The sequence below is a fragment of the Claveliimonas monacensis genome (assembly GCF_014982975.1).
GTDB classification, from domain to species: domain Bacteria; phylum Bacillota; class Clostridia; order Lachnospirales; family Lachnospiraceae; genus Claveliimonas; species Claveliimonas monacensis.
The window spans coordinates 135,528-155,480 of record NZ_JADCKL010000002.1 but is presented as its reverse complement, the minus strand read 5'-3'; the positions used below and the strand labels follow the sequence as shown (position 1 = coordinate 155,480).

The 19,953-nt window shown below is 55.5% G+C and carries 16 protein-coding genes; all 16 read left to right on the top strand.

Annotated features, from left to right (window positions below):
- The first annotated feature begins 1 nt into the window (after position 1).
- The 16 genes from INF30_RS03850 (at position 2) to INF30_RS03775 (ending at position 19,813) form a co-directional block, all read left to right on the top strand.
- A complete protein-coding gene (locus tag INF30_RS03850) occupies positions 2-1,348 on the top strand; it encodes an MATE family efflux transporter (protein WP_226394487.1) in 1,347 nt (448 codons plus the stop codon).
- A gap of 120 nt (positions 1,349-1,468) precedes the next feature.
- Positions 1,469-1,894: a MarR family winged helix-turn-helix transcriptional regulator gene (locus INF30_RS03845; protein WP_076776227.1), complete on the top strand. Its 426-nt coding sequence runs from the start codon at positions 1,469-1,471 to the stop codon at positions 1,892-1,894.
- 170 nt (positions 1,895-2,064) lie between these two features.
- The gene (locus INF30_RS03840; RefSeq protein ID WP_076776229.1) at positions 2,065-2,595 is read left to right on the top strand and encodes an O-acetyl-ADP-ribose deacetylase; all 531 of its coding nucleotides are present in this window, start codon (positions 2,065-2,067) and stop codon (positions 2,593-2,595) included.
- Complete coding sequence (gene recQ, locus INF30_RS03835) at positions 2,596-4,461, top strand: DNA helicase RecQ (protein WP_226394301.1); 1,866 nt, start codon at positions 2,596-2,598, stop codon at positions 4,459-4,461.
- A 4-nt stretch (positions 4,462-4,465) separates the two neighbouring features.
- Positions 4,466-5,161, top strand: coding sequence for a metallophosphoesterase (locus INF30_RS03830; RefSeq protein WP_076776233.1), 696 nt, complete (start codon positions 4,466-4,468; stop codon positions 5,159-5,161).
- A 94-nt stretch (positions 5,162-5,255) separates the two neighbouring features.
- A complete protein-coding gene (locus INF30_RS03825) occupies positions 5,256-6,719 on the top strand; it encodes a 4Fe-4S dicluster domain-containing protein (RefSeq protein ID WP_076776235.1) in 1,464 nt (487 codons plus the stop codon).
- Positions 6,720-6,739: 20 nt separating this feature from the next.
- Entirely contained in the window at positions 6,740-7,726 is a 987-nt protein-coding gene (locus INF30_RS03820; RefSeq protein WP_226394300.1) for a P1 family peptidase, read from the top strand.
- A 67-nt stretch (positions 7,727-7,793) separates the two neighbouring features.
- Positions 7,794-9,356 (top strand): ClC family H(+)/Cl(-) exchange transporter, encoded by a 1,563-nt coding sequence (locus INF30_RS03815; RefSeq protein ID WP_076776238.1) that lies wholly within the window; start codon positions 7,794-7,796, stop codon positions 9,354-9,356.
- Positions 9,357-9,598: 242 nt separating this feature from the next.
- On the top strand, positions 9,599-9,931 hold the full coding sequence (locus INF30_RS03810; protein ID WP_157888381.1) for a helix-turn-helix domain-containing protein: 333 nt from the start codon (positions 9,599-9,601) through the stop codon (positions 9,929-9,931).
- Between the two features lie 2 nt (positions 9,932-9,933).
- Positions 9,934-10,149, top strand: a complete 216-nt coding sequence (locus INF30_RS03805) for a helix-turn-helix domain-containing protein (RefSeq protein WP_076776241.1) — start codon at positions 9,934-9,936, stop codon at positions 10,147-10,149.
- A gap of 91 nt (positions 10,150-10,240) precedes the next feature.
- Positions 10,241-11,347 (top strand): DUF4402 domain-containing protein, encoded by a 1,107-nt coding sequence (locus tag INF30_RS03800; protein ID WP_226394299.1) that lies wholly within the window; start codon positions 10,241-10,243, stop codon positions 11,345-11,347.
- 136 nt (positions 11,348-11,483) lie between these two features.
- On the top strand, positions 11,484-12,872 hold the full coding sequence (locus tag INF30_RS03795; protein WP_226394486.1) for a sodium-dependent transporter: 1,389 nt from the start codon (positions 11,484-11,486) through the stop codon (positions 12,870-12,872).
- Positions 12,873-12,972: 100 nt separating this feature from the next.
- Complete coding sequence (locus INF30_RS03790) at positions 12,973-13,899, top strand: Fic family protein (RefSeq protein ID WP_226394298.1); 927 nt, start codon at positions 12,973-12,975, stop codon at positions 13,897-13,899.
- Between the two features lie 5 nt (positions 13,900-13,904).
- A complete protein-coding gene (locus INF30_RS03785; protein WP_226394297.1) occupies positions 13,905-15,314 on the top strand; it encodes an N-6 DNA methylase in 1,410 nt (469 codons plus the stop codon).
- Positions 15,315-15,516: 202 nt separating this feature from the next.
- A complete protein-coding gene (locus INF30_RS03780; RefSeq protein WP_076776251.1) occupies positions 15,517-16,221 on the top strand; it encodes an ABC transporter ATP-binding protein in 705 nt (234 codons plus the stop codon).
- Positions 16,222-16,261: 40 nt separating this feature from the next.
- Entirely contained in the window at positions 16,262-19,813 is a 3,552-nt protein-coding gene (locus INF30_RS03775) for an ABC transporter permease (protein ID WP_311135995.1), read from the top strand.
- Positions 19,814-19,953: the final 140 nt, after the last annotated feature.

Genomic DNA, 19,953 nt, shown 5'->3' with positions numbered 1-19,953 from the left:
TATGTGCAACGGATCCATCATGGACAAGCTGATCTCCTTCTCACTCCCGCTGATGCTGACCAGTATCCTGCAGCTGATGTTCAACGCAGTGGACATTATCGTGGTGGGAAGATTCAGCGGAAGCCAGGCTCTGGCGGCAGTGGGATCCACGACAGCGCTGATCAATATTTTTACCAACCTTTTCATCGGCATCTCCCTGGGAGCCAACGTCCTGGCAGCCCGGTACTATGCGGCCAGGCGGGACAAAGAGATGTCGGAGGCAGTACATACAGCCATTGCACTGGCGCTGATCAGCGGCATTGTCATGGCGTTTGTGGGATTCGGGCTGTCACGCTTTGCCCTGGAGCTGATGGACACGCCCGGGGATGTGATTGGGCAGTCTGCTGTGTATATGCGGATCTATTTTCTGGGAATGCCCTTTTTTATGCTCTACAATTACGGCGCTGCCATTCTTCGGGCTGTGGGGGACACAAAGAGGCCTCTGATGTTCCTGTGTGTGGCAGGCATGGCCAATGTGGCGCTGGATCTGCTGCTTGTCATCGTGATCCCGCTGGGGGTGGCCGGTGTGGCTGTGGGTACGGTGGCGTCCCAGATGGTCTCCTGCATTCTTGTGCTCTGGTGCCTTCACCGGACGGAGGGCAGCTATCAGCTCAAGTTTTCAAAACTTGCCATTAAGAGCGTCTATGTGAAACGGATCTTCCAGGTGGGGATCCCTGCGGGCATCCAGAGCACGGTGATCAATTTTTCCAACGCCATGCTCCAGTCCTCGGTCAACTCCTTTGGCTCCACGGCCATGGCCGGGTACACGGCGGCCAACAACATCTTGGGATTTCTGTACGTGTCGGTGAATGCGGTAACCCAGGCCTGTATGAGTTTTACAAGCCAGAACTACAGTGTGGGAAAACAGAAGCGCATGGACCGGGTGCTGGCAGACTGTATGATTCTGTCAGCCGGGGCGGCTCTTGTGCTGGGAGTGGGGGCCTACGTGTTCGGATCTCAGCTCCTCAGGATCTATACGTCTGAGGCGGAGGTGATCCAGTGCGGTCTGGAGATCCTCTCCATCACCACAGTGCCCTATTTCCTGTGCGGTATCATGGATCTTTTCCCGGGGGCGCTGCGGGGAATGGGCCGCTCAGCCGTGCCTATGATCCTGTCTGTCATTGGGACGGTAGGGACAAGGATTGTATGGATCTATGGATTCTTTCCGCAGCACAGATCCCTGCATTTCCTGTTTATCTCCTACCCGGCATCCTGGATCTTCACTATCGCCATGCAGGCAGTGTGCTTCTGGTTTGTGCGGAAACAGTGTATCCGGCAGCTGAAGGCGCAGGGCGTCTACACAGTCTAGGACAGCCTGCCTCAACAGCGGTACGTGATGCCCAGTGTCCCGGGGAATAATGATTGACAAACCGGATGCCGGGGCATATGATTTTACTAGCACGAGTAGCATTTGCAAATGGGAGGAACCATGGATTATAAAGAGATGGCGGAAGAACTTTTGAAAATACGGTCTGAATGGTCCCATGTGGCGGCCAATGAAGAGCTTGCCAGGCTGACAAAAGGAGAGTTTTTTGTGCTGAATTATCTGACAGACCATGGAGGAACAGCTTTCCCGAAGGCTCTCAGCAGGGAGATGAAAGTCAGCACGGCCCGGATTGCTGCCCTGCTAAAGCATATGGAAATCAAAGGGTGGGTTACCCGCACGGCGGACTGTCAGGATAACAGACAGGTGATCGTGGCTGTCACAGCTGCAGGCAGGGAAGAGATCGAGGATAAAAGGGAGAGAGCTCTGGGGGATGTGGCCAGGCTGCTGGAGTTTCTGGGACCGCAGGATGCAGAGGCTCTTTTGCGCATTCAGAAAAAAGTTGTCAAAAGATACGGGGATGGGCAGTAATAGTCAATAAAGAAGCGAAATTTCTCATGGTATATCAAGAGAAATTTCGCTTTTTGCATGTTTCCCTTTTTTTTATTTTGTTCCCACCGCCCGGCTTTTGGCCCGGAAGTGGGCAGTGTGTCTTATTTGTGTTATAATGGCAAAAAAAGAGAGCACGGGAGGGATGCGCCATGAGCGGGACGGTGTTTAAAGCTGTGCGCGGCGATATTACAAAACTTACAGATGTGGATGCCATTGTCAATGCGGCTAACACAAGTCTTTTAGGAGGCGGAGGAGTGGACGGTGCCATTCACCGGGCAGCAGGCCCGGGGCTCCTTGAGGAGTGCCGGACCCTCCACGGCTGCCGGACCGGAGAAGCCAGGATTACCGGGGCCTACAGGCTCCCGTGCCAATACGTGATCCACACGCCCGGTCCAGTGTGGCGGGGAGGAAGGTATAATGAGAGAGAGCTGCTGTCCTCTTGCTACCGGTCCTGCTTAGAGCTGGCTGTGGAAAAGGGGGTGCGCAGGATCGCCTTCCCTTCCATATCAACAGGCGTGTATCATTTCCCTGTGGAGGAGGCGGCCGGGATCGCAGTGCGCACTGCCAGGAAGTTTGCCAGGGAGCATCCGGGGAAGCTGGAGCTTGTCGAGTGGGCTCTCTTCGACGACAGGACCTGGCAGATCTACGCGGATGAAATGGAGAAAAGTGAGGAAGACTGATTGGAAGAAGAGCAGAAAAAGCAGATACTGAAAACATATTTTGGATACGATACCTTTCGCCCCGGACAGGAGGAGATCATAGACCAGATCCTCTCCGGCCGGGACGTGCTGGCTGTTATGCCCACAGGGGCGGGCAAATCACTGTGCTATCAGATCCCGGCCCTCCTTATGCCGGGGACAGCAGTGATTGTCTCGCCCCTTATCTCTCTGATGATGGATCAGGTTAAAGCCCTCAATGAGGCGGGGGTGCATGCGGCCTACATCAACAGTTCCCTCACGGAGTCCCAGACAGCGAGGGCGCTGGAACTGGCAAAGGCGGGTAGGTACAAGCTGATCTATGTGGCTCCGGAGCGCTTAGAGACGCCCCGGTTTCTGGATTTTGCCTGCCATGCTCACCTGTCTATGATTACAGTGGACGAGGCACACTGCATTTCCCAGTGGGGCCAGGATTTCCGCCCCAGCTATGTGCGGATCAGCTCCTTTATCCGGCAGCTTCCTGTGCGGCCGGTGGTCTCCGCCTTCACGGCCACAGCCACGGAAAAAGTCAGGGAGGATATCCTGTCCTCTCTGGGACTTGTCCGCCCCTACGAGACCGTGACGGGATTTGACAGACCCAACCTCTATTTTGAGGTGCAAAAAGGAGGCAGCAAGAAAGAGCGCATCCGCCGGTACCTGGCAGAGCACAGCAGCCAGAGCGGAATTGTGTACTGCGCCACCAGAAAAGGGGTGGACGAGCTGTACCTTTATCTGGAGAATGCCGGATTTTCCGTGAGCAGGTACCATGCAGGCATGAGTCCTGAGGCGCGGAAGGCGAGTCAGGAGGATTTCATATATGACAGGGGCAGGGTGATCATTGCCACCAATGCCTTTGGAATGGGGATCGACAAGTCCAATGTCCGTTTTGTGTTGCATTATAATATGCCCCAGAGTATGGAACACTATTATCAGGAGGCTGGAAGAGCCGGCCGTGACGGGGAGCCGGCGGAGTGTATCCTCTTTTACTCTCCCCAGGACACTATGATCGGAAGGCTCCTTCTGGAGAGCAAGGAGGTGGAGCAGGATTACACAGAAGAAGAGAGGCGGATGATCCGGGAGCAGGACATGGAGCGTCTGCGGAAAATGGAGGGGTACTGCACTACCACAGGATGCCTGCGCAGCTATATCCTCCGCTATTTTGGTGAGCAGGCGGAAGACGGGTGCGGCAGCTGCGGCAACTGTCTGGCTGAAATAGAGCAAATGGATGTGTCGGAGGCGGCCGCCGACGTGGTTCGGTGTGTGCGGGACTGCGGACAGCGCTTCGGGCAGAGCATGATCGCCGGTACGCTCCTTGGGGAGAACACGGGCAGGATACGCGACCGGAGCATGGACAAGAGCCCGTCCTACGGGAAGCAGAGCAAACTTGGGAAAGCCCGGATGCAGGATGTGATCCGCGCCATGGTGGAGCGGGGCTATCTGAGGCAGACGAAAGATAAATATATGCTCCTGAAATTGACAGAGCGCTCGGAGGAGCTGCTTGAGGAGGGGGCAGAATCCTTTATCATTTCCTATAAAAAGGAAGAGAAGGCAGAAGAGGGAAAAGGCAAAAGCCGGAAGGCCGGTGCTTCAGGAAGAAGGCCTGCCCAGGCAGCAGACCTGACAGAGAGCCAGCAGGAGCTCTTTGAGGAGATGCGTAAGCTGCGCATGAGACTGGCGGGAAAGAGGAAGATCCCGCCCTACATGGTGGCCTCAGACAAGACGCTCCGGGATCTGTGCGTCAGGATGCCCCGGACCCAGGAGGAGCTGCTGGATGTGAACGGAATGGGGGAGAAGAAAGTCAAACAGTACGGTGAGGCATTTTTGGAACTTATTTTAACAAAGGGGGTATAAAGTTATGATCTATCTGACAGGGGATACACATGCGGTGTTTGACCGTATTGACGATTTTTGCAGGGAGAGGCGGACTACGCGGGAGGATATCCTGATTATCCTGGGGGATGCCGGCATCAACTATTTTCTCGGGAATAAGGCAGCGGCGATCAAGGAGCATCTGGCAGAGCTGCCGCTCACATTTTTCTGTATACACGGGAATCACGAGCAGAGGCCTTTTGCCATCAAGACGTACAGGGAGACACTTTGGAGCGGCGCCGTAGCCTATGTGGAAGATGCCTACCCGTCGCTTCTGTTTGCCAAAGACGGGGAGATCTATGATTTTGACGGCAAAAAGGCTATTGCCATCGGGGGCGCCTACAGTGTGGACAAATTTTACCGGCAGAAGAAGGGATATGCCTGGTATGATAATGAACAGCCATCCCCCGGCATCAAAAAATATGTGGAAGAGCAGCTGGACAGGGCAGAGTGGAAGGTGGACTATGTCCTGAGCCACACATTGCCCCTGAAATATGAGCCTGTGGATAAATACCTTCCCTTTATCGATCAGTCCATGGTGGATAAGTCCACAGAGATCTGGCTGGAGAAGATTGAAGAAAAACTGGATTATCAGAGATGGTACTGCGGTCATTACCATACATCCAGAGTGATAGACCGCCTCCGCATCATGTTTGAAGACTATGCGGTGCTGGGAGAGTAGAGGTGCTGCTGGAAAAAAACACGCTCACATGATATGATTGTAAGCAGAGAAATACAGCATCCGGGTATCTGACACGCAGAATGAATGAGTAATTATGGAGGAGAAAAAAGTGAAGTACGCAGACGCTAATGTGATCAAGATTAAACATGCAGTTCTGGAGGAAGTGGCGAGGCTTGCATTTGCCGGGGAGCTGGAAGAGAGGAAGGAGGATATCCCCTTTACCCTGATTCCCGGGCCGACGGCGCAGTTCCGCTGCTGCATTTACAAGGAGAGGGAGATCATCCGGCAGAGAGTGCGGCTGGCAGAGGGAAAGGCGCCGGGGCCGGTGGATGACGGAAATGTGATCCAGGTCATCAGTTCCGCCTGTGAGGACTGCCCCATCTCCAGCTACACAGTTACGGAGAACTGCCAGAACTGTCTGGGAAAGGCATGTATGAATGCCTGTAAATTCGGGGCCATCGAGAGGGGACGCCACCGCACCCACATCGATGCCTCCAAGTGCAAGGAGTGTGGAAAGTGCGCCGAGGCCTGCCCCTACAATGCCATTGCCCATCTGAAGCGGCCGTGCAAATTCAGCTGTCCGGTGGATGCCATCTCCTATGACGAGTACGGCATCTCTGTCATTGATGAGGAAAAGTGTATCCGCTGCGGAAAGTGTATCCACAGCTGCCCCTTCGGGGCGATCGGCTCCAAGACATGGATCGTGGATGTGATCGATGCCATCCGGTCCGGGAAGCATGTCTATGCCATGCTGGCCCCTGCCACAGAGGGACAGTTCGGCCAGGAGATCACGATGGCCAGCTGGAAGAAAGCCATGGAAGAGCTGGGCTTTACCGGATTTGTAGAAGTGGGGCTGGGAGGAGATCTGACAGCCAAGAGCGAGGCGCAGGAGTGGCGGGAAGCCTATGAGGAGGGCAAGAAGAAGGTGACATCCTGCTGTCCCGGATTTGTCAACATGGTGCGCAAACATTATCCGGAGCTGAGCGATGCCATCTCCACTACCGTGTCTCCCATGTGCGGCGTGTCCCGTCTGATCAAGGCGAAGGATCCGGAGGCCGTGACTGTGTTTATCGGTCCCTGTCTGGCCAAGAAATCAGAGGTGGTGGACCAGAAGATCGAGGGAAATGCAGACTATGTGCTTACATACAGCGAGATACGGGCCATGATGCGGGCGAAAGGTGTGCGGCTGGAACCGTTGGAGAATACCTATCAGGAGTCCTCTGTGTTTGGCAAGCGATTTGGAAATTCCGGCGGTGTCACAGCAGCGGTGCTGGAGAGCCTGAAAGAGTCCGGCAGCGATGTGGATATCAAAGTCTGTAAGGCAAACGGATCTGCGGAGTGCAAGAAGGCCCTGCTCCTTATGAAGGTAGGGCGCCTGCCGGAGGATTTTGTCGAGGGTATGGCTTGTGAGGGTGGCTGCGTGGGAGGACCCAGCTCCTTCAAAGACCAGATGATGGCAAAGAAGTCCAGGGATGCGCTGATCCGGGAGGCAGACGACAGAGGAATCTACGATAACCTGAAACATTATGATGAAGAGTCCTTTTCTATGCACAGGTAGGTCGGACAGGAAGGAAAGAGATGAAACGTAAGATTCGTATAAAAGATATCAGCGGAATTAAGATCGGGCAGGCGCAGGACCCAGAAGGGGGCACCGGGTGCACGGTATTTATTGCAGAACAGGGAATGGCGGCTGGACTGGATGTAAGGGGCGGGGGCCCGGCTTCCAGGGAGTCGGAACTTCTGAAGCCGTTGGCTGCCGCCCAGGCGATTCATGCGGTGGTCCTTGCAGGCGGGAGTGCCTTTGGGCTGGGCGCTGCCGATGGAGTCATGCAGTATCTGGAGGAAAAAGGGATTGGTTTTGACGTGGGTGTGACGAAGGTCCCGCTTGTTTGTCAATCGGATCTTTTTGATCTTACAGTAGGGAATCCGTCAGCCAGACCGGACAGGAACATGGGGTACGAGGCGTGTCTGATGGCGGAAGAAGGAAATTACAGAGACGGGAATTATGGTGCGGGCTGCGGAGCTACGGTGGGAAAATTTGCAGGTATGGAGTACTGCATGAAATCCGGTATCGGCAGCTATGCTATGCAGATCGGGGATCTGCAGGTGGGGGCAGTAGTGGCGGTCAATGCTCTGGGCGACATTTACGACTGGAGAAGCGGAGAGAAACTGGCGGGGCTGTTGGCAGAGGACAGGCATTCTTTCCGTTTGACAGAAGAGCTGATGTGCGCGGATATCCGGGTAGTGGATAATAAATTTACAGGCAATACTACCATAGGCATTATCCTGACAAATGCGGATTTTCAGAAGCCCGCTCTCTGTAAGATTGCGGGGATGGCTCACGATGGTTATGCCCGGTCCATCAGGCCGGTCCACACTTCGGCAGACGGGGATAGTATCTACGCAGTGTCAGTGGCAGCTGCGGATGGCACAAAAGTGTCAGCTGACCAGGATCTGGTAGGTACATTGGCGGCGGAAGCCATGAGCGAGGCCATAACGACTGCGGTGAAAAGTGCCAGGAGCGCCTACGGGTTTCCCGCCTGGCAGGAGATATCGGCCGTTTGAGAATTGAGGTGAGTGCAATGCAAAGCACTCCCTGATATGATAAAATGATCCCCGGAGGAATGAGACAATGGATGAAGAGAAAAAAGGTATATCCGCGACCATCCGGCGGGCGGAACATTTTCAGGTCATTCTGATCGGAGAGGGTATCATTGTGGGCGGCATTGCCGGCCTGGTGGTCCTGCTCTACCGGCTGCTCCTGGAAAATGCCGGACGATGGCTGCAAATGATCCAGGATTTTATAACGGGAAAGCCCCTGTGGATCCTTCTGTGGTTCGGAGTGCTGGTCCTGCTGGCTCTTCTGGTGGCAAAGCTGGTTGACTTTGAGCCCCTCATATCCGGCAGCGGTATTCCCCAGCTGGAGGGGGAGATGATCGGAAAGATCGACCAGACGTGGTGGCGTGTGCTCCCCGCCAAGTTCGTAGGAGGCTTTCTCTGTATACTGGGCGGGCTGGCCCTGGGGCGGGAAGGCCCTTCCATACAGCTGGGAGCCATGGTGGGAAAGGGCGCTTCCAGATATCTTGACAGGGGAAAGACGGAGGAGCGATATCTTTTGACATGCGGGGCCAGCGCCGGGCTGGCAGCCGCCTTTCACGCGCCCCTGGCGGGAGTCATGTTCTCCCTGGAGGAGGTGCACAAGAATTTTTCGGTGTCCGTGCTGCTGTCTGTCATGTCCGCGTCCCTGACGGCGGATTTTCTGTGTACAGCCGTGCTGGGGACGGACTCGGTCTTTCAGTTTACACTGACAGAGACACTGCCTCCGGAGTATTATGGGCTTCTCGTCCTGCTGGGATGTGTGCTGGGACTTCTCGGAGTGTTCTACAACTGGTTCACATTGAAAGTCCAGTCCCTGTACAACCATATTCCGGGGCTGTCCACTGCGGGAAAGATCCTGATCCCCTTTTTGCTGGCGGGGGTCCTGGGGCTTGTAGCTCCTCAGCTCCTGGGGACAGGGCACAGCCTTGTGGAAGAATTGACAGCAGGAGGAATGGCTGCGGGCACGATGCTGTTTCTGGTGACTGGCCGTTTCCTATTCTCGGCAGTCAGCTTTGGATCGGGGGCTCCGGGAGGGATCTTCTTTCCGCTGCTCATCATCGGCGCCTTTATTGGCGGGATCTTTGCTCAGGCCGGGAACTGGATTTTCGGCATTGACATGATCTATCTGAACAACTTTGTGCTTCTTGCTATGGCGGGCTATTTTACAGCCATTGTGCGTGCCCCCCTGACAGGGATCATCCTGATCTTTGAGATGACGGGGACAGTGAGCCAGCTCTTTTCCCTGGCTGTGGTTTCCATCTGTGCCTATATCGTGGCCTCTCTGCTGAAATCAGAGCCCATATACGAGAGCCTGCTCGCGGGACTCCTGAAAAGAAGAGGGGAGCAGGTGAAGGAGAGCGGAGAGAAGATCCTGCGGGAGTTTGTGGTGAGCCAGGGATCAGCGGCTTCCGGGAAACTGGTGCGGGATTTGGAATGGCCCCGGGACAGTCTTCTCGTGGCAGTAAAAAGAGGAGACAGGGAGCTGATCCCCAAGGGAAGCACAAGGCTCTTTCCGGGGGACAGCCTGGTAGTCATGGCAGATGAATTCGACAGCGCGGATGTGATAGAGAAGATGGAGAAGATCTGCGTCAGATAAGAAGCGAGAAGAGGACGCACAGGCTCTGCTGCGCATATGCGGCAAGCTGCAGGAGGGCAGCTCGAAAATATAAGAGAGAAAATTTCTCCATTGGCAATTCCGGTGATGTAAAAGCGGAAAGTCAGTGGAGAAATTTTTTTTAACTTCATTTTAAAGTATATACATATAAGTATCTCTATGGTGCATGTTAAAAGAAAACGCTTTCTAATAAAATGGATGTACAAGCGCCGGAGGTAGAGATCATGGATTATAAAATGCTTGGGAAGAGGCTGAAAGAAATACGGAAGATGAGAGATATGTCCCAGCAGGACCTGTCTTATGAAATAGAGTATTCCATTCCCCACATCAGCCATGTGGAAAATGGCAGTACAAAAGCGAGCCTGGATTTTGTGGTGAAGGCGGCAAATGCGCTGGGGACAACGACAGACCACCTTCTGTGTGACAGCCTGGAGGATTCCGGGAGCGTTTACCTCGGCGAGATATCACAGGAGCTGGAACAGCTTGACGGCGCCCAGCTGAAGATCATCCGGCGCATGATCCGTGACATGAAAGAAAACCTGGAGGAAAACATGTAAAGATGAGGACGGAGGAGTGCAGAGTCGGAGCTCGCATACGCCTGCTCCGGCTTGAAAAGAATATGACACAGCGTCAGCTGGCGGCAAAGATAGGGGTAGACAGGACATCCCTTTCTTCGTATGAGCACAGCAAAAGGACTCCGGATATCTTTATACTCTGCAGGATGGCGGATGTTTTCGAGGTGAGCCTGGATGACCTTGTAGGAAGAAAATTTTAACCGGGCAAGGGTGCAAAAACAGCCCGCAGTATGGTATACTTCTTGTTAAGATAGAGTTCTGTCAGACAGAGGGGACAAGGAGGGCGGGATTATGTTTTTTAAAGAGCGGTGCAGCCTGTGCGGAGGGAAGCTGGACAGCGGAAACGTATGTACAGAGTGCGGTCTGGACAACAACAAATCAGAGAAACATTACCGGGTCAACCGGAGCAGCTGTGACGGGCAGCCCCTGACTCATGTGCATCAGCCCGAGTATGACAGCAGACGCAAAGACCGCTCCAGGCAGGAGAGGGAGCAGAAAGAGAAGGAACGGAGCGCGCTGGCACAGTCATCCGGCAGCAGGGCCAGATCCGGCAGGAGCCGGAAAAAGGCCCAGCCTTACAATACTTATATAGAGGGGGAAAAGCGGGACAGAAGGTCCAGGGTGGGTAAGCTCGTTACAGTCATTATCATTCTGGTGATCGTGGTGTCGGTCATTTTCCCGCTGGTGGACCAGTACATCGATGAGAGTCAATATGACAGTTATACAGACTATGAGAGTTATGAGGACTATGATTATGACCCCTATGCCTATGTAACCAGGGAGATCCCTGCCGACGGGGTGAGCTATTCCCAGCAGTTTGCCCAGGGAGATTACGTGGTCGGTGTACATATACCGGAGGGGACTTATGTGATGGAAGGCCAGGGGGACAACTATATCTCCCTGTCTGTGGACGATGCGGAGAACGGGATCTATCTCTATGAGTCTGTGGATGACGAGGTCACCAGTGTGGATGACATCCGTCTCTATACAGGGGCGGTGGTATCTATATCGGGCGATGGCTATCTGACGCTGTCGGCGGACAATGCCCAGGCCGAACAGACGACGGGCGGGCTGCCCAATCCTCTGACAGAGAGCGTCCGCATCAGCGGTGGGCAGACGCTGACAGTGGGGGAGGATTTCCCGGCGGGTGTGTACGATCTTTCGGCAGTCTCTGGCTATGGGGCCCCGGAGATCACCATCTGCGATCAGGAGGGGAATGAACTTCAGACACTGTACCCGTGGCTCACTGACAGCTCCGAGACGGAGAGCATATATAGGAATGTGGTGCTGCCTCAGGGGGCGGTGTTTTCCAACACGGATGAGGAGCTGGAACTGGAGTTGGTGCCCAGTGAGACCATCGTGTCGGAGGATTATCTGGGGTACTACGACAGGTACTGACCTTGTCCGGAATTGAATCATGAGACAGAGAGATTTAAGGAAGGCGCTGCGCCGGCGGCATGTCCACTCGGTACGGCGGCCTTCTTTTGTGCAGAAAAAAGGCAGCGGATGCCGGGAAAATGAGAAGGAGAAAATGATGAAGAATACAAATGGATCACAGAAGCGAGAGTGGTGGAATTCAAAGACCGGGTTTATCCTTGCCTGCGTAGGCTCAGCGGTGGGTATGGGAAATATCTGGCTTTTCCCATACCGCATGGCGACTTACGGGGGTTCTTTTCTGCTGGTGTACCTGATCTTTGATGTGCTGCTTGGCTTTTCAGGAGTTGTGGGGGAGATGAGCTTTGGAAGGGCCGTGCGGTCTGGCCCTGTGGAGGCCTTCGGCACTGCCTGCGCTTCCAGAGGGGAGAGCAAACGAAACATCGGACGTGCCATAGGTGCCATTCCCATGCTGGGGGCACTGGCGCTTGCCATTGGCTACTCTGTGGTGGTGAGCTGGATCGTCAAATATATGACCGGGAGCATCACCGGGTCTGTGCTGAAATCCGACAGTGTAGACGGATTTGCGGCGTCCTTTGGACAGATGGCCAGTTCCTTTGGAAATAACATGTGGCTTATCATTGTCCTGGTGATCACATTTGTCATCATGGCGGCGGGGATCAGCAGCGGGATCGAGAAGGCCAACAAGGTTATGATTCCTGTCTTTTATGTGCTTTTTATCGGTCTGGCAGTCTACGTGGCTCTTCAGCCAGGGGCGGCGGACGGTTACAGGTGGATGTTCACCATCCGGCCGGAGGCCTTTAAGGACCCCATGCTGTATGTGTTTGCCCTGGGGCAGTCCTTCTTCTCTCTGTCTCTGGCGGGCAACGGGACCATCATTTACGGCTCTTACTTGTCGGACAAGGAGGACACGGTGAGCTCCGCCATCACGGTGGCGATCTGCGACACCTGCGCGGCCATGCTGGCGGCCCTGGTCATCATTCCCGCCATGGCCACTACGGGGGCTGTGCTCTCCGAGAGCGGGCCGGGCCTGATGTTCATCTCTCTGCCCCACCTGTTCTCCACCATGCCCGGAGGACAGATCGTCATGTTCATCTTTTTCCTGGCGGCCCTGTTTGCCGGGCTTACCTCCCTTGTCAATCTCTATGAGGCGCCGGTGGCCACGCTCCAGGACAACCTGAAGTTTGGACGGGCAAAGGCTGTCATTGTCATTGCGGCGGTGGGAGCGGCAGTCTCCCTGTGTATCCAGGGGATCGTCTCCCAGTGGATGGACTTTGTGTCCATCTACATCTGCCCTCTGGGAGCCGGGCTTGCAGGAATCATGTTCGCCTGGGTATGGGGCAGGAGAGCGGTGGAGGAAGCTGTGTCCACGGGGAGGAAGCATCCCATCGGAAAATGGTATTATCCTCTCTACAAATATGTATTCTGTATTCTCACCATCGCCGTGTTTGTCCTGGGGGCGCTCAACGGGGGGGATTGGCTAGGGGCTCCCGCCCCTTCAGCTCCCCTGTTTTTTTACGGGTTTTAATTTAATCAAATCTGATAAAATGATTAAATTAAAAATGGGCGGGAGCATGCCGTGCCGCAGATTTGATGATATAATCAGGACATAGAAAGGGGGATAGAGGGTGGAAAAGGATACTTATGAAAAAAGGTGCCGCAGTCTGCTCACCCAGGACATCGTGCTTCTGCTTGCCCAAATTTATGAGTGCAGGGGCAGACAATCGTTCCTGGAAAAAGAGGGGGCGGATGTCCTTGTATACCTGGAGGCAGATGCCAGAGTCAGGAGCATAGACGCCTCATGCAGGCTGTCAGGGGCTGCGGTATCCAGGGGGCGCCTGAAAAAGCTGGCTCAGAATAAGACGATCCCTGTGACGGAAGGGGAGAAGGAGGCGGCGGGGTACAGGGATGCGCTTGAGATGATCCGCAATGACTACAGGTATCTGCAGATGGGCCTTCCTCTGCTGACAGAGTTCCAGAAAAAGCTGGCCACGAGACAGGGAAAGGGGCCGCGGGACAGCCGGAGGATGTCGGATATAGAGGAGGACTGCCGGATATATGAGGATTTGCTCAATGCGGGCGGGACGGAGCCGCTTTTGCTGACTTCCGTATTCCTTTTTGACTTTCTGGCCGCCCGCCCCTTTCGGAGAGGGAACCGGCGTCTTTTCTGCCTCCTCGCCCGGCTGCTGCTGTATCGTTCCGGACACAATGTGATCAGCTACACATGCCTGGAAGAGGGCCTTCTGGGGCTGGCGGAATCGCCCGGAAGCCTGCATGGGGCGGTGACAGGCTTCCTCTGCGCGCTGCGGGAGACATACAGAGAGTTCTCTCTGAGGACAGCCCCTCTTTGCAGTGGAGTATCCAAAAAAGAGAGGGTGTGTGAGGCTGTCAGGAATCATCCCGGCAGCATCACCAAGTCCGAGCTGATGGAAGCATGTCCGGACATCAGTCAGATCACGATCCAGAGAGCCCTCAGGGAGCTCCAGGAACAAAACGAGATCCTGAAGATCAGCGGCGGACGCTATACATCGTATAAATGGAACGAAGAGAGGTGACAGAAATGCTCGAAAAAACCAGGATGGAAGAACTCGATGACCTGATACATCTTTTAGAGGGAAGCGGACTGGGCAGAGGCATGGAAATGCTGGACCAGATCGCCTGCCTGCTTCTGATCCGGGATCTGGAAAGAAAGGCTGACGGGACTTTGTGCGGAGACATCTTCCCGGAGGAGATAAGCGCGGGCGGGCGCCGTGTACCCGGCGCTCATCTGCGGTGGAGTGTCTTCCGGATGTTTCCGGAGGAGGAACAGTACCGGACGGTGCGTGACTGGGCCTTCCCGTTTATGAAAGGCATTCTGGAGTCCCGCGATCCCTCGTGTATGCGGGGGGCGGTCTTCAAAATCGCCGGCCCCGCTCTGCTTGCCAGGATCTTGGGGCTGCTGGACGAGCTGGAAGGACTCACCAAAGAGAGCTTTGAATATCTGCTTGAGAAGCTCTGTGCAGGAAGCGGTCTTTGCGCCCGGGTCCCTGCGCCTGTCGTTCAGCTGATGACTGGTCTGATACGGCCCGGGCCGGAAGACAGCATCTGCGATCCCGCCTGCCGCATCCCGGAGCTTTTGCTGGCGGCTGCGGAACAATGTGAAAAGGAAGGGAAAAGGCCGGCTCACATTCTGAGGGGCTATGATATGGATCCGGTGCTGATCCGCGTTGGAAACGCGTATCTAAACAGATGCGGCACTGCGGCTGTCTCTCTTTCCTGTCTGGACAGCCTCTCAGAGCAGAATACAGACAGGAGCTGCTGCAGCCTGATCCTGTCTGTGCCGCCTTTTCGGGGTATGACAGATTACGATATGGTTTCCCCGGACCTCCAGAAGGGGTTCAGGTCAAAGAGGACCGAACTTCTTTTCCCGGAGCTTTTTCTTCGGATGCTGCGGCCGGGAGGAAGGTGCGCCTGTCTCGTGAGCCCGGATGTGCTGTCAGGCTCCTCCCGGTCCCACAGGGCGCTGCGAAAGGAGATCGTGGAGGAAAACAGGCTGGAGGCTGTGATAGGCCTCCCGGCCGGCGTCTTTTTGCCCTTCACGGGGATCCGGACCGCGCTGCTTGTCTTTTCCAGGTGCAGGGACGTCAGTGACAGAACGGACTTTGTCTGGTTCTGCGAGCTGGAGGCTGTAGGGATGAGCCTGGATGGGAGAAGGACCCCCGCCGGCGAGAACGGTATTCCGGCTGTGATCAGGAAGTTCCATTGCCGGGAGCAGGAAGAAGACCGTGACAGGTCCGGCAAGTCGTTTTTGGTAGACAGGGAAGAGCTGGCGGCCAACGGGTACGATCTGTCTTTTGGCCGCTACCGGGAAAGCCCTGTGCCCCCGGCGGACTATGAGGAGGCGGAAAAGCTGCTTGCAGAGCTGAAACAAATGGAGAAGAAGGTCTCTGCACAGATCAGAAAGCTGGAGAAGATGCTTGGAAAACAGTAAATGCAGAAAGGATGGATGAATATGAAACAGTACACAGACAGCGACAAACTGCTCCGCTCATACAGCAGGCAGATGCGGACCTGCCTGAAGAAGATAAAATTCTTATAAACTTCCCTTTTCAGATAGTACATCCGTCCCTCCAGGTGTTATAATAGCACTATATAAGCAGAGACATACCGGTCTGTGTTAGGAGGATACATATATGTCAGAGTTCGTGTCCCTGAGGGATGTAAAAAAAATCTATCACATGGGTGAGATCGACATCGCGGCGGCGAACGGCATCACATTTGACATCAGAAAAGGGGAGTTTGCCGTGGTGGTAGGGCCCAGCGGCGCAGGAAAGACGACGGTCCTGAATATCCTGGGGGGGATGGACACAGCCACCAGCGGGGAAGTGTGGATAGACGGGCAGGATATCACGAAGTACAAAGGGAAGGAGCTGACTGCATACCGCAGGGACGATATAGGATTTGTCTTCCAGTTCTACAATCTGATCCCCAACCTGACAGCCCTGGAGAATGTGGAGCTTGCTCTCCAGATCTGCAGGGATCCGCTGGACGCGAGAGAGGTCATGGAGCATGTGGGCCTGGGCGAGAGGCTGGACAACTTCCCGGCCCAGCTCTCGGGAGGAGAGCAGCAGAGGGTCGCCATCGCCCGGGCGCTGGCGAAAAATCCCAAGCTTCTCCTGTGCGACGAGCCTACGGGTGCGCTGGATTACAACACGGGAAAAGCCATCCTGAAGCTCCTGCAGGATACCTGCCGTCAGAGGGGGATGACAGTGATCCTGATCACGCACAATTCCGCCATCGCGCCGATGGCAGACAGGATCATAAGAATCAAGAACGGCAGGGCGGAGAGCATAGAGACCAACCCGCATCCGGTGCCGGTCGAGACGATAGAATGGTAGGGGTTGTATGAAGAAAAACATGTTGCGCAAAGATTTCTTTATGGAAATCAGAAAATCCTGGGGACGATTTATCTCCATTTTTCTCATAGTGGCGCTTGGAGTTGCCTTCTATGCGGGCATCCGCGCCTCGGAGCCTTCCATGCGCATCTCCGGGGATGCCTATTTTGACAAAGAGCATCTCATGGACATCAAGGTCATGGGGACCATGGGGCTGACGGAGGAGGATGTGGAGGCCATAGAGGATGTGGACGGCATCGAGCTGGCGGAGGGTACCTACAGCATGGACGCCCTTTGCAATACAGGCGACACGGAGCAGGTGGTCCATGTCATGGCCATGCAGGAACACTTTAATGATGTCCAGGTGAGCGAGGGCCGCCTTCCGGAGAAAGAGGGCGAGTGCCTCATGGATGAGGAGTTCGCCCTGGCATCCGGGTACGGAGTGGGGGATACCATCACTCTGTCTTCAGGAGATGAGGACCCGCTGGAGGACAGCCTGACAACGGATGTCTTTGAGGTCGTCGGCATAGGGAACAGCCCTCTCTATATTTCTTTCGGGAGGGGAAGCAGCACCATAGGCAACGGTGAGGTCAGCGGCTTTATCGCTGTGGATCCGGACTCTTTCTGTATGGATGTCTATTCAGAAATCTGCGTGCGGGTGACGGACGCGGAGCAGGAGATCGCCTACACGGACGGATATACCTCTCTGACAGACGCGGCCGTGGACGCCCTGGAGAAGATCGAGGATGAGAGGTGCCAGGCCCGGCGGCAGGAGATCGTGGACGAGGCGGAGGGGGAGCTTGCCGATGCCCAGGCCACAGTGGACGAGGAGAGCCAGACGCTGGCTGACGCCCGGAGTGAGCTAGAGGAGGGGCGGAGCCAGGCTGCCCGGGAGCTTGCCGATGCCAGGCAGGCCCTGGAGGACGCCCAGGCCCAATTGGACGCGGCCCGGCAGCAGATCGCCGATGGGGAGGCCCAGCTTGCCGCGGGCAAGGAGGAGCTGAGCACCCAGCAGGCGGCGCTGGACAGCGGCAGGGAGCAGTATGAGAGCGGTATGGCCCAGCTGGAACAGCAGCAGGCGCAGCTGGACGCGTCGGAGGTGCAGTACCTTGCCCAGTATGCCCAGCAGATGCCCCTCATAGAGCAGGGAAAACAGGAAATTGCGGCGGGGAAGGAGCTGTTGACAACGTCCATTTCCGAGATGGAGACGCTGGCGGATCATCTTTCTTCTCTTAGGGAGGAGCTTGCGGAAATAAACAATGCTCTGACAGAGGGAAATAAAAAGTATGAGGAATACAGCGCTATCTCAGACAGCGAGAGAACGGAGGAGCAGAAGCAGTTTTTAGAGGACTGGCCTGAGGAGGCCAAGAAGCTCCAAGCGCAGGAGACTGAGAAGACACAGAGCATTACATACGCCGAGGCCGCGGAACAAGAGGCCCTTGCCGCCCTCGCAGAACAGGGAGAGGATTTTTCCTACGAGAGTGCGGAGGAGGCAGTGGCCGGGCTGCAGGGGAAAATGCAGGAACTCCTCGCCCGGGAGCAGACCCTCCTGGCCGGAGAGCAGGAGCTCCTCGCCTACGGGCAGCAGATCGAGGACGGCAAGGCGCAGCTGGCCGCCGCCCGTCAGACACTGGAGGACTCCAAACAGCAGATTGACGCCGGACAGGCCCAGATTGACGCGGCGTGGGCTCTCATAAACAGTCAGGAAAGCCAGCTTGCCAGCGGAAAGGCGGACCTGGCGGCGGGAGAGCAGGAGATTGCCGCCGGCTGGTCGGAATACGAGCAGGGAGCTGCCCAGGCAGCTCAGGAGATCGCTGACGGGGAGGCGCAGATCGCCGACGGCGAGAGGCAGCTGGAGGAGGCGCAAAATGATATTGCGGAGGCCCAGGCGGAAATCGACAAGATTGAAAATCCTCAGTGGTATGTCCAGGACCGCAGCAGCGCCCTCACCGAGTATGACGGGTACGGGGACAATGCGGACCGGATGCGGGCTATCGGGCAGGTGTTCCCGGCGGTCTTCTTCCTGGTGGCGGCTCTCATCAGCCTGACTGCCATGACCAGGATGGTGGAGGAGCAGAGGATACAGATCGGCACGCTGAAGGCCCTTGGATACAACAAGCTCTCCATTGCCGGGAAATACATAGCCTACGCCCTGACAGCCACCCTGGGAGGGAGCGTGCTGGGCGTCCTGTTCGGTGAGAAGGTGTTCCCCTGGATCATCATCTATGCATACAAGATCATGTATCAGCACATACCGGACATCCTAGTGCCCTATCACCTGAGCTATGCCGTGCAGGCCACGCTGATCGCCGTGCTGTGCACCCTGGCGGCGACCATTTTCTCCTGCTACAGGGAGCTTGCCTCCGTGCCGGCCCAGCTCATGCGGCCGCCTGCACCGAAGCAGGGGCAGCGCATCCTTCTGGAGCGGGTGAAGATCATATGGAAGCATCTGAATTTTTCCTGGAAATCTTCTATCCGGAATCTGGTGCGGTACAAGAAGCGTTTCTTCATGACTGTGTTTGGCATCGGAGGCTGTATGGCCCTGATGGTGGTGGGCTTCGGACTGAAGGACTGTATCTTTGTCATACCGGAGCTGCAGTACAACAGCATCCAGACCTACGATGCGGCGGTGTACTTTGACGCGGGGATTTCCCGGGAGGACAAGGAGGAGATAGCGGCCCTTGTCAGGGATGAGTCAGCAGTCAGCGGGGAGCTGATGGTGCGCATGCAGAACCTGGAAGTGACAGCGGGAGATACTTCCATGGAAATCTATCTGACAGTGCCTGAAAATCTGGAAAACGTAGGCGATTTCCTGGATTTCCACAGCCGGACAAAGCCGGAGACCTACTCCCTGGAGAAGGAGCAGGTGATCCTGACCGAGAAGGCGGCAAGCGACCTTGGCGTGGAGGTGGGAGATACAGTCACTCTGGAGGACGACGGCATGGGTGTGAAGGAAGTGACCATAGACGCCATCTGCGAGAATTATATGGGACACTACCTGTACCTCTCACCGGACTACTACAGGGAGCTGTTCGGGAAAGAGGCCGCCTCCAACGGCGTGCTGTTTAAGATGAAAGAGGGGCAGACAGACCAGATCGAGGCAGTGGGCGGCCGGCTCCTTGGAGACAGCAATGTGCTGAACGTGAGCTATACCTCCAGTATAGAGGACCGCCTTGACGATATGCTGCAGAGTCTGAACCTGGTCATTGTGGTGCTGATCATCTCGGCGGGCATGCTGGCCTTTATCGTTCTCTACAACCTGAACACCATCAACATCACGGAGAGAAAGAGGGAGCTGGCAACCATCAAGGTGCTGGGCTTTTACGACACGGAGGTGGCTGCCTATGTGTACAGGGAAAATGTCCTGCTCACCCTCATCGGCGCGGTGGCGGGCATGGCCCTTGGCTGGGTGCTGCTGCAGTTTGTCATTGTCACTGTGGAGGTGGACGACGTCATGTTCGGCAGGGTGCTGGATCTTACCAGCTATCTGTACAGCTTCCTGTTCACGCTCGGCTTTTCCATGTTCGTCAACTGGGTCATGTACTTCAAGCTGAAGAAGATAGACATGGTAGAGTCTCTGAAGAGCGTGGAGTAGACATGAAGAGCAAAGTTTATAGAAGGTTTATGGATTTTATAAAGTTATTAGCACTCATTTGCGATGAGTGCTAATTTTATATTGACATTTGCGCTCCCGGGTATTATCATAACATGCAGAGGGTGCGGGTCAGGTCCCGC

Bases quoted from the DNA above. Each gene is read 5' to 3' on its own strand.
- INF30_RS03850 (WP_226394487.1), top strand. From the start codon at position 2: ATGTGCAACGGATCCATCATGGACAAGCTGATCTCCTTCTCACTCCCG.
- INF30_RS03845 (WP_076776227.1), top strand. From the start codon at position 1,469: ATGGATTATAAAGAGATGGCGGAAGAACTTTTGAAAATACGGTCTGAA.
- INF30_RS03840 (WP_076776229.1), top strand. From the start codon at position 2,065: ATGAGCGGGACGGTGTTTAAAGCTGTGCGCGGCGATATTACAAAACTT.
- INF30_RS03830 (WP_076776233.1), top strand. From the start codon at position 4,466: ATGATCTATCTGACAGGGGATACACATGCGGTGTTTGACCGTATTGAC.
- INF30_RS03825 (WP_076776235.1), top strand. From the start codon at position 5,256: ATGGAGGAGAAAAAAGTGAAGTACGCAGACGCTAATGTGATCAAGATT.
- INF30_RS03820 (WP_226394300.1), top strand. From the start codon at position 6,740: ATGAAACGTAAGATTCGTATAAAAGATATCAGCGGAATTAAGATCGGG.
- INF30_RS03815 (WP_076776238.1), top strand. From the start codon at position 7,794: ATGGATGAAGAGAAAAAAGGTATATCCGCGACCATCCGGCGGGCGGAA.
- INF30_RS03810 (WP_157888381.1), top strand. From the start codon at position 9,599: ATGGATTATAAAATGCTTGGGAAGAGGCTGAAAGAAATACGGAAGATG.
- INF30_RS03805 (WP_076776241.1), top strand. From the start codon at position 9,934: ATGAGGACGGAGGAGTGCAGAGTCGGAGCTCGCATACGCCTGCTCCGG.
- INF30_RS03800 (WP_226394299.1), top strand. From the start codon at position 10,241: ATGTTTTTTAAAGAGCGGTGCAGCCTGTGCGGAGGGAAGCTGGACAGC.
- INF30_RS03795 (WP_226394486.1), top strand. From the start codon at position 11,484: ATGAAGAATACAAATGGATCACAGAAGCGAGAGTGGTGGAATTCAAAG.
- INF30_RS03785 (WP_226394297.1), top strand. From the start codon at position 13,905: ATGCTCGAAAAAACCAGGATGGAAGAACTCGATGACCTGATACATCTT.
- INF30_RS03780 (WP_076776251.1), top strand. From the start codon at position 15,517: ATGTCAGAGTTCGTGTCCCTGAGGGATGTAAAAAAAATCTATCACATG.
- INF30_RS03775 (WP_311135995.1), top strand. From the start codon at position 16,262: ATGGAAATCAGAAAATCCTGGGGACGATTTATCTCCATTTTTCTCATA.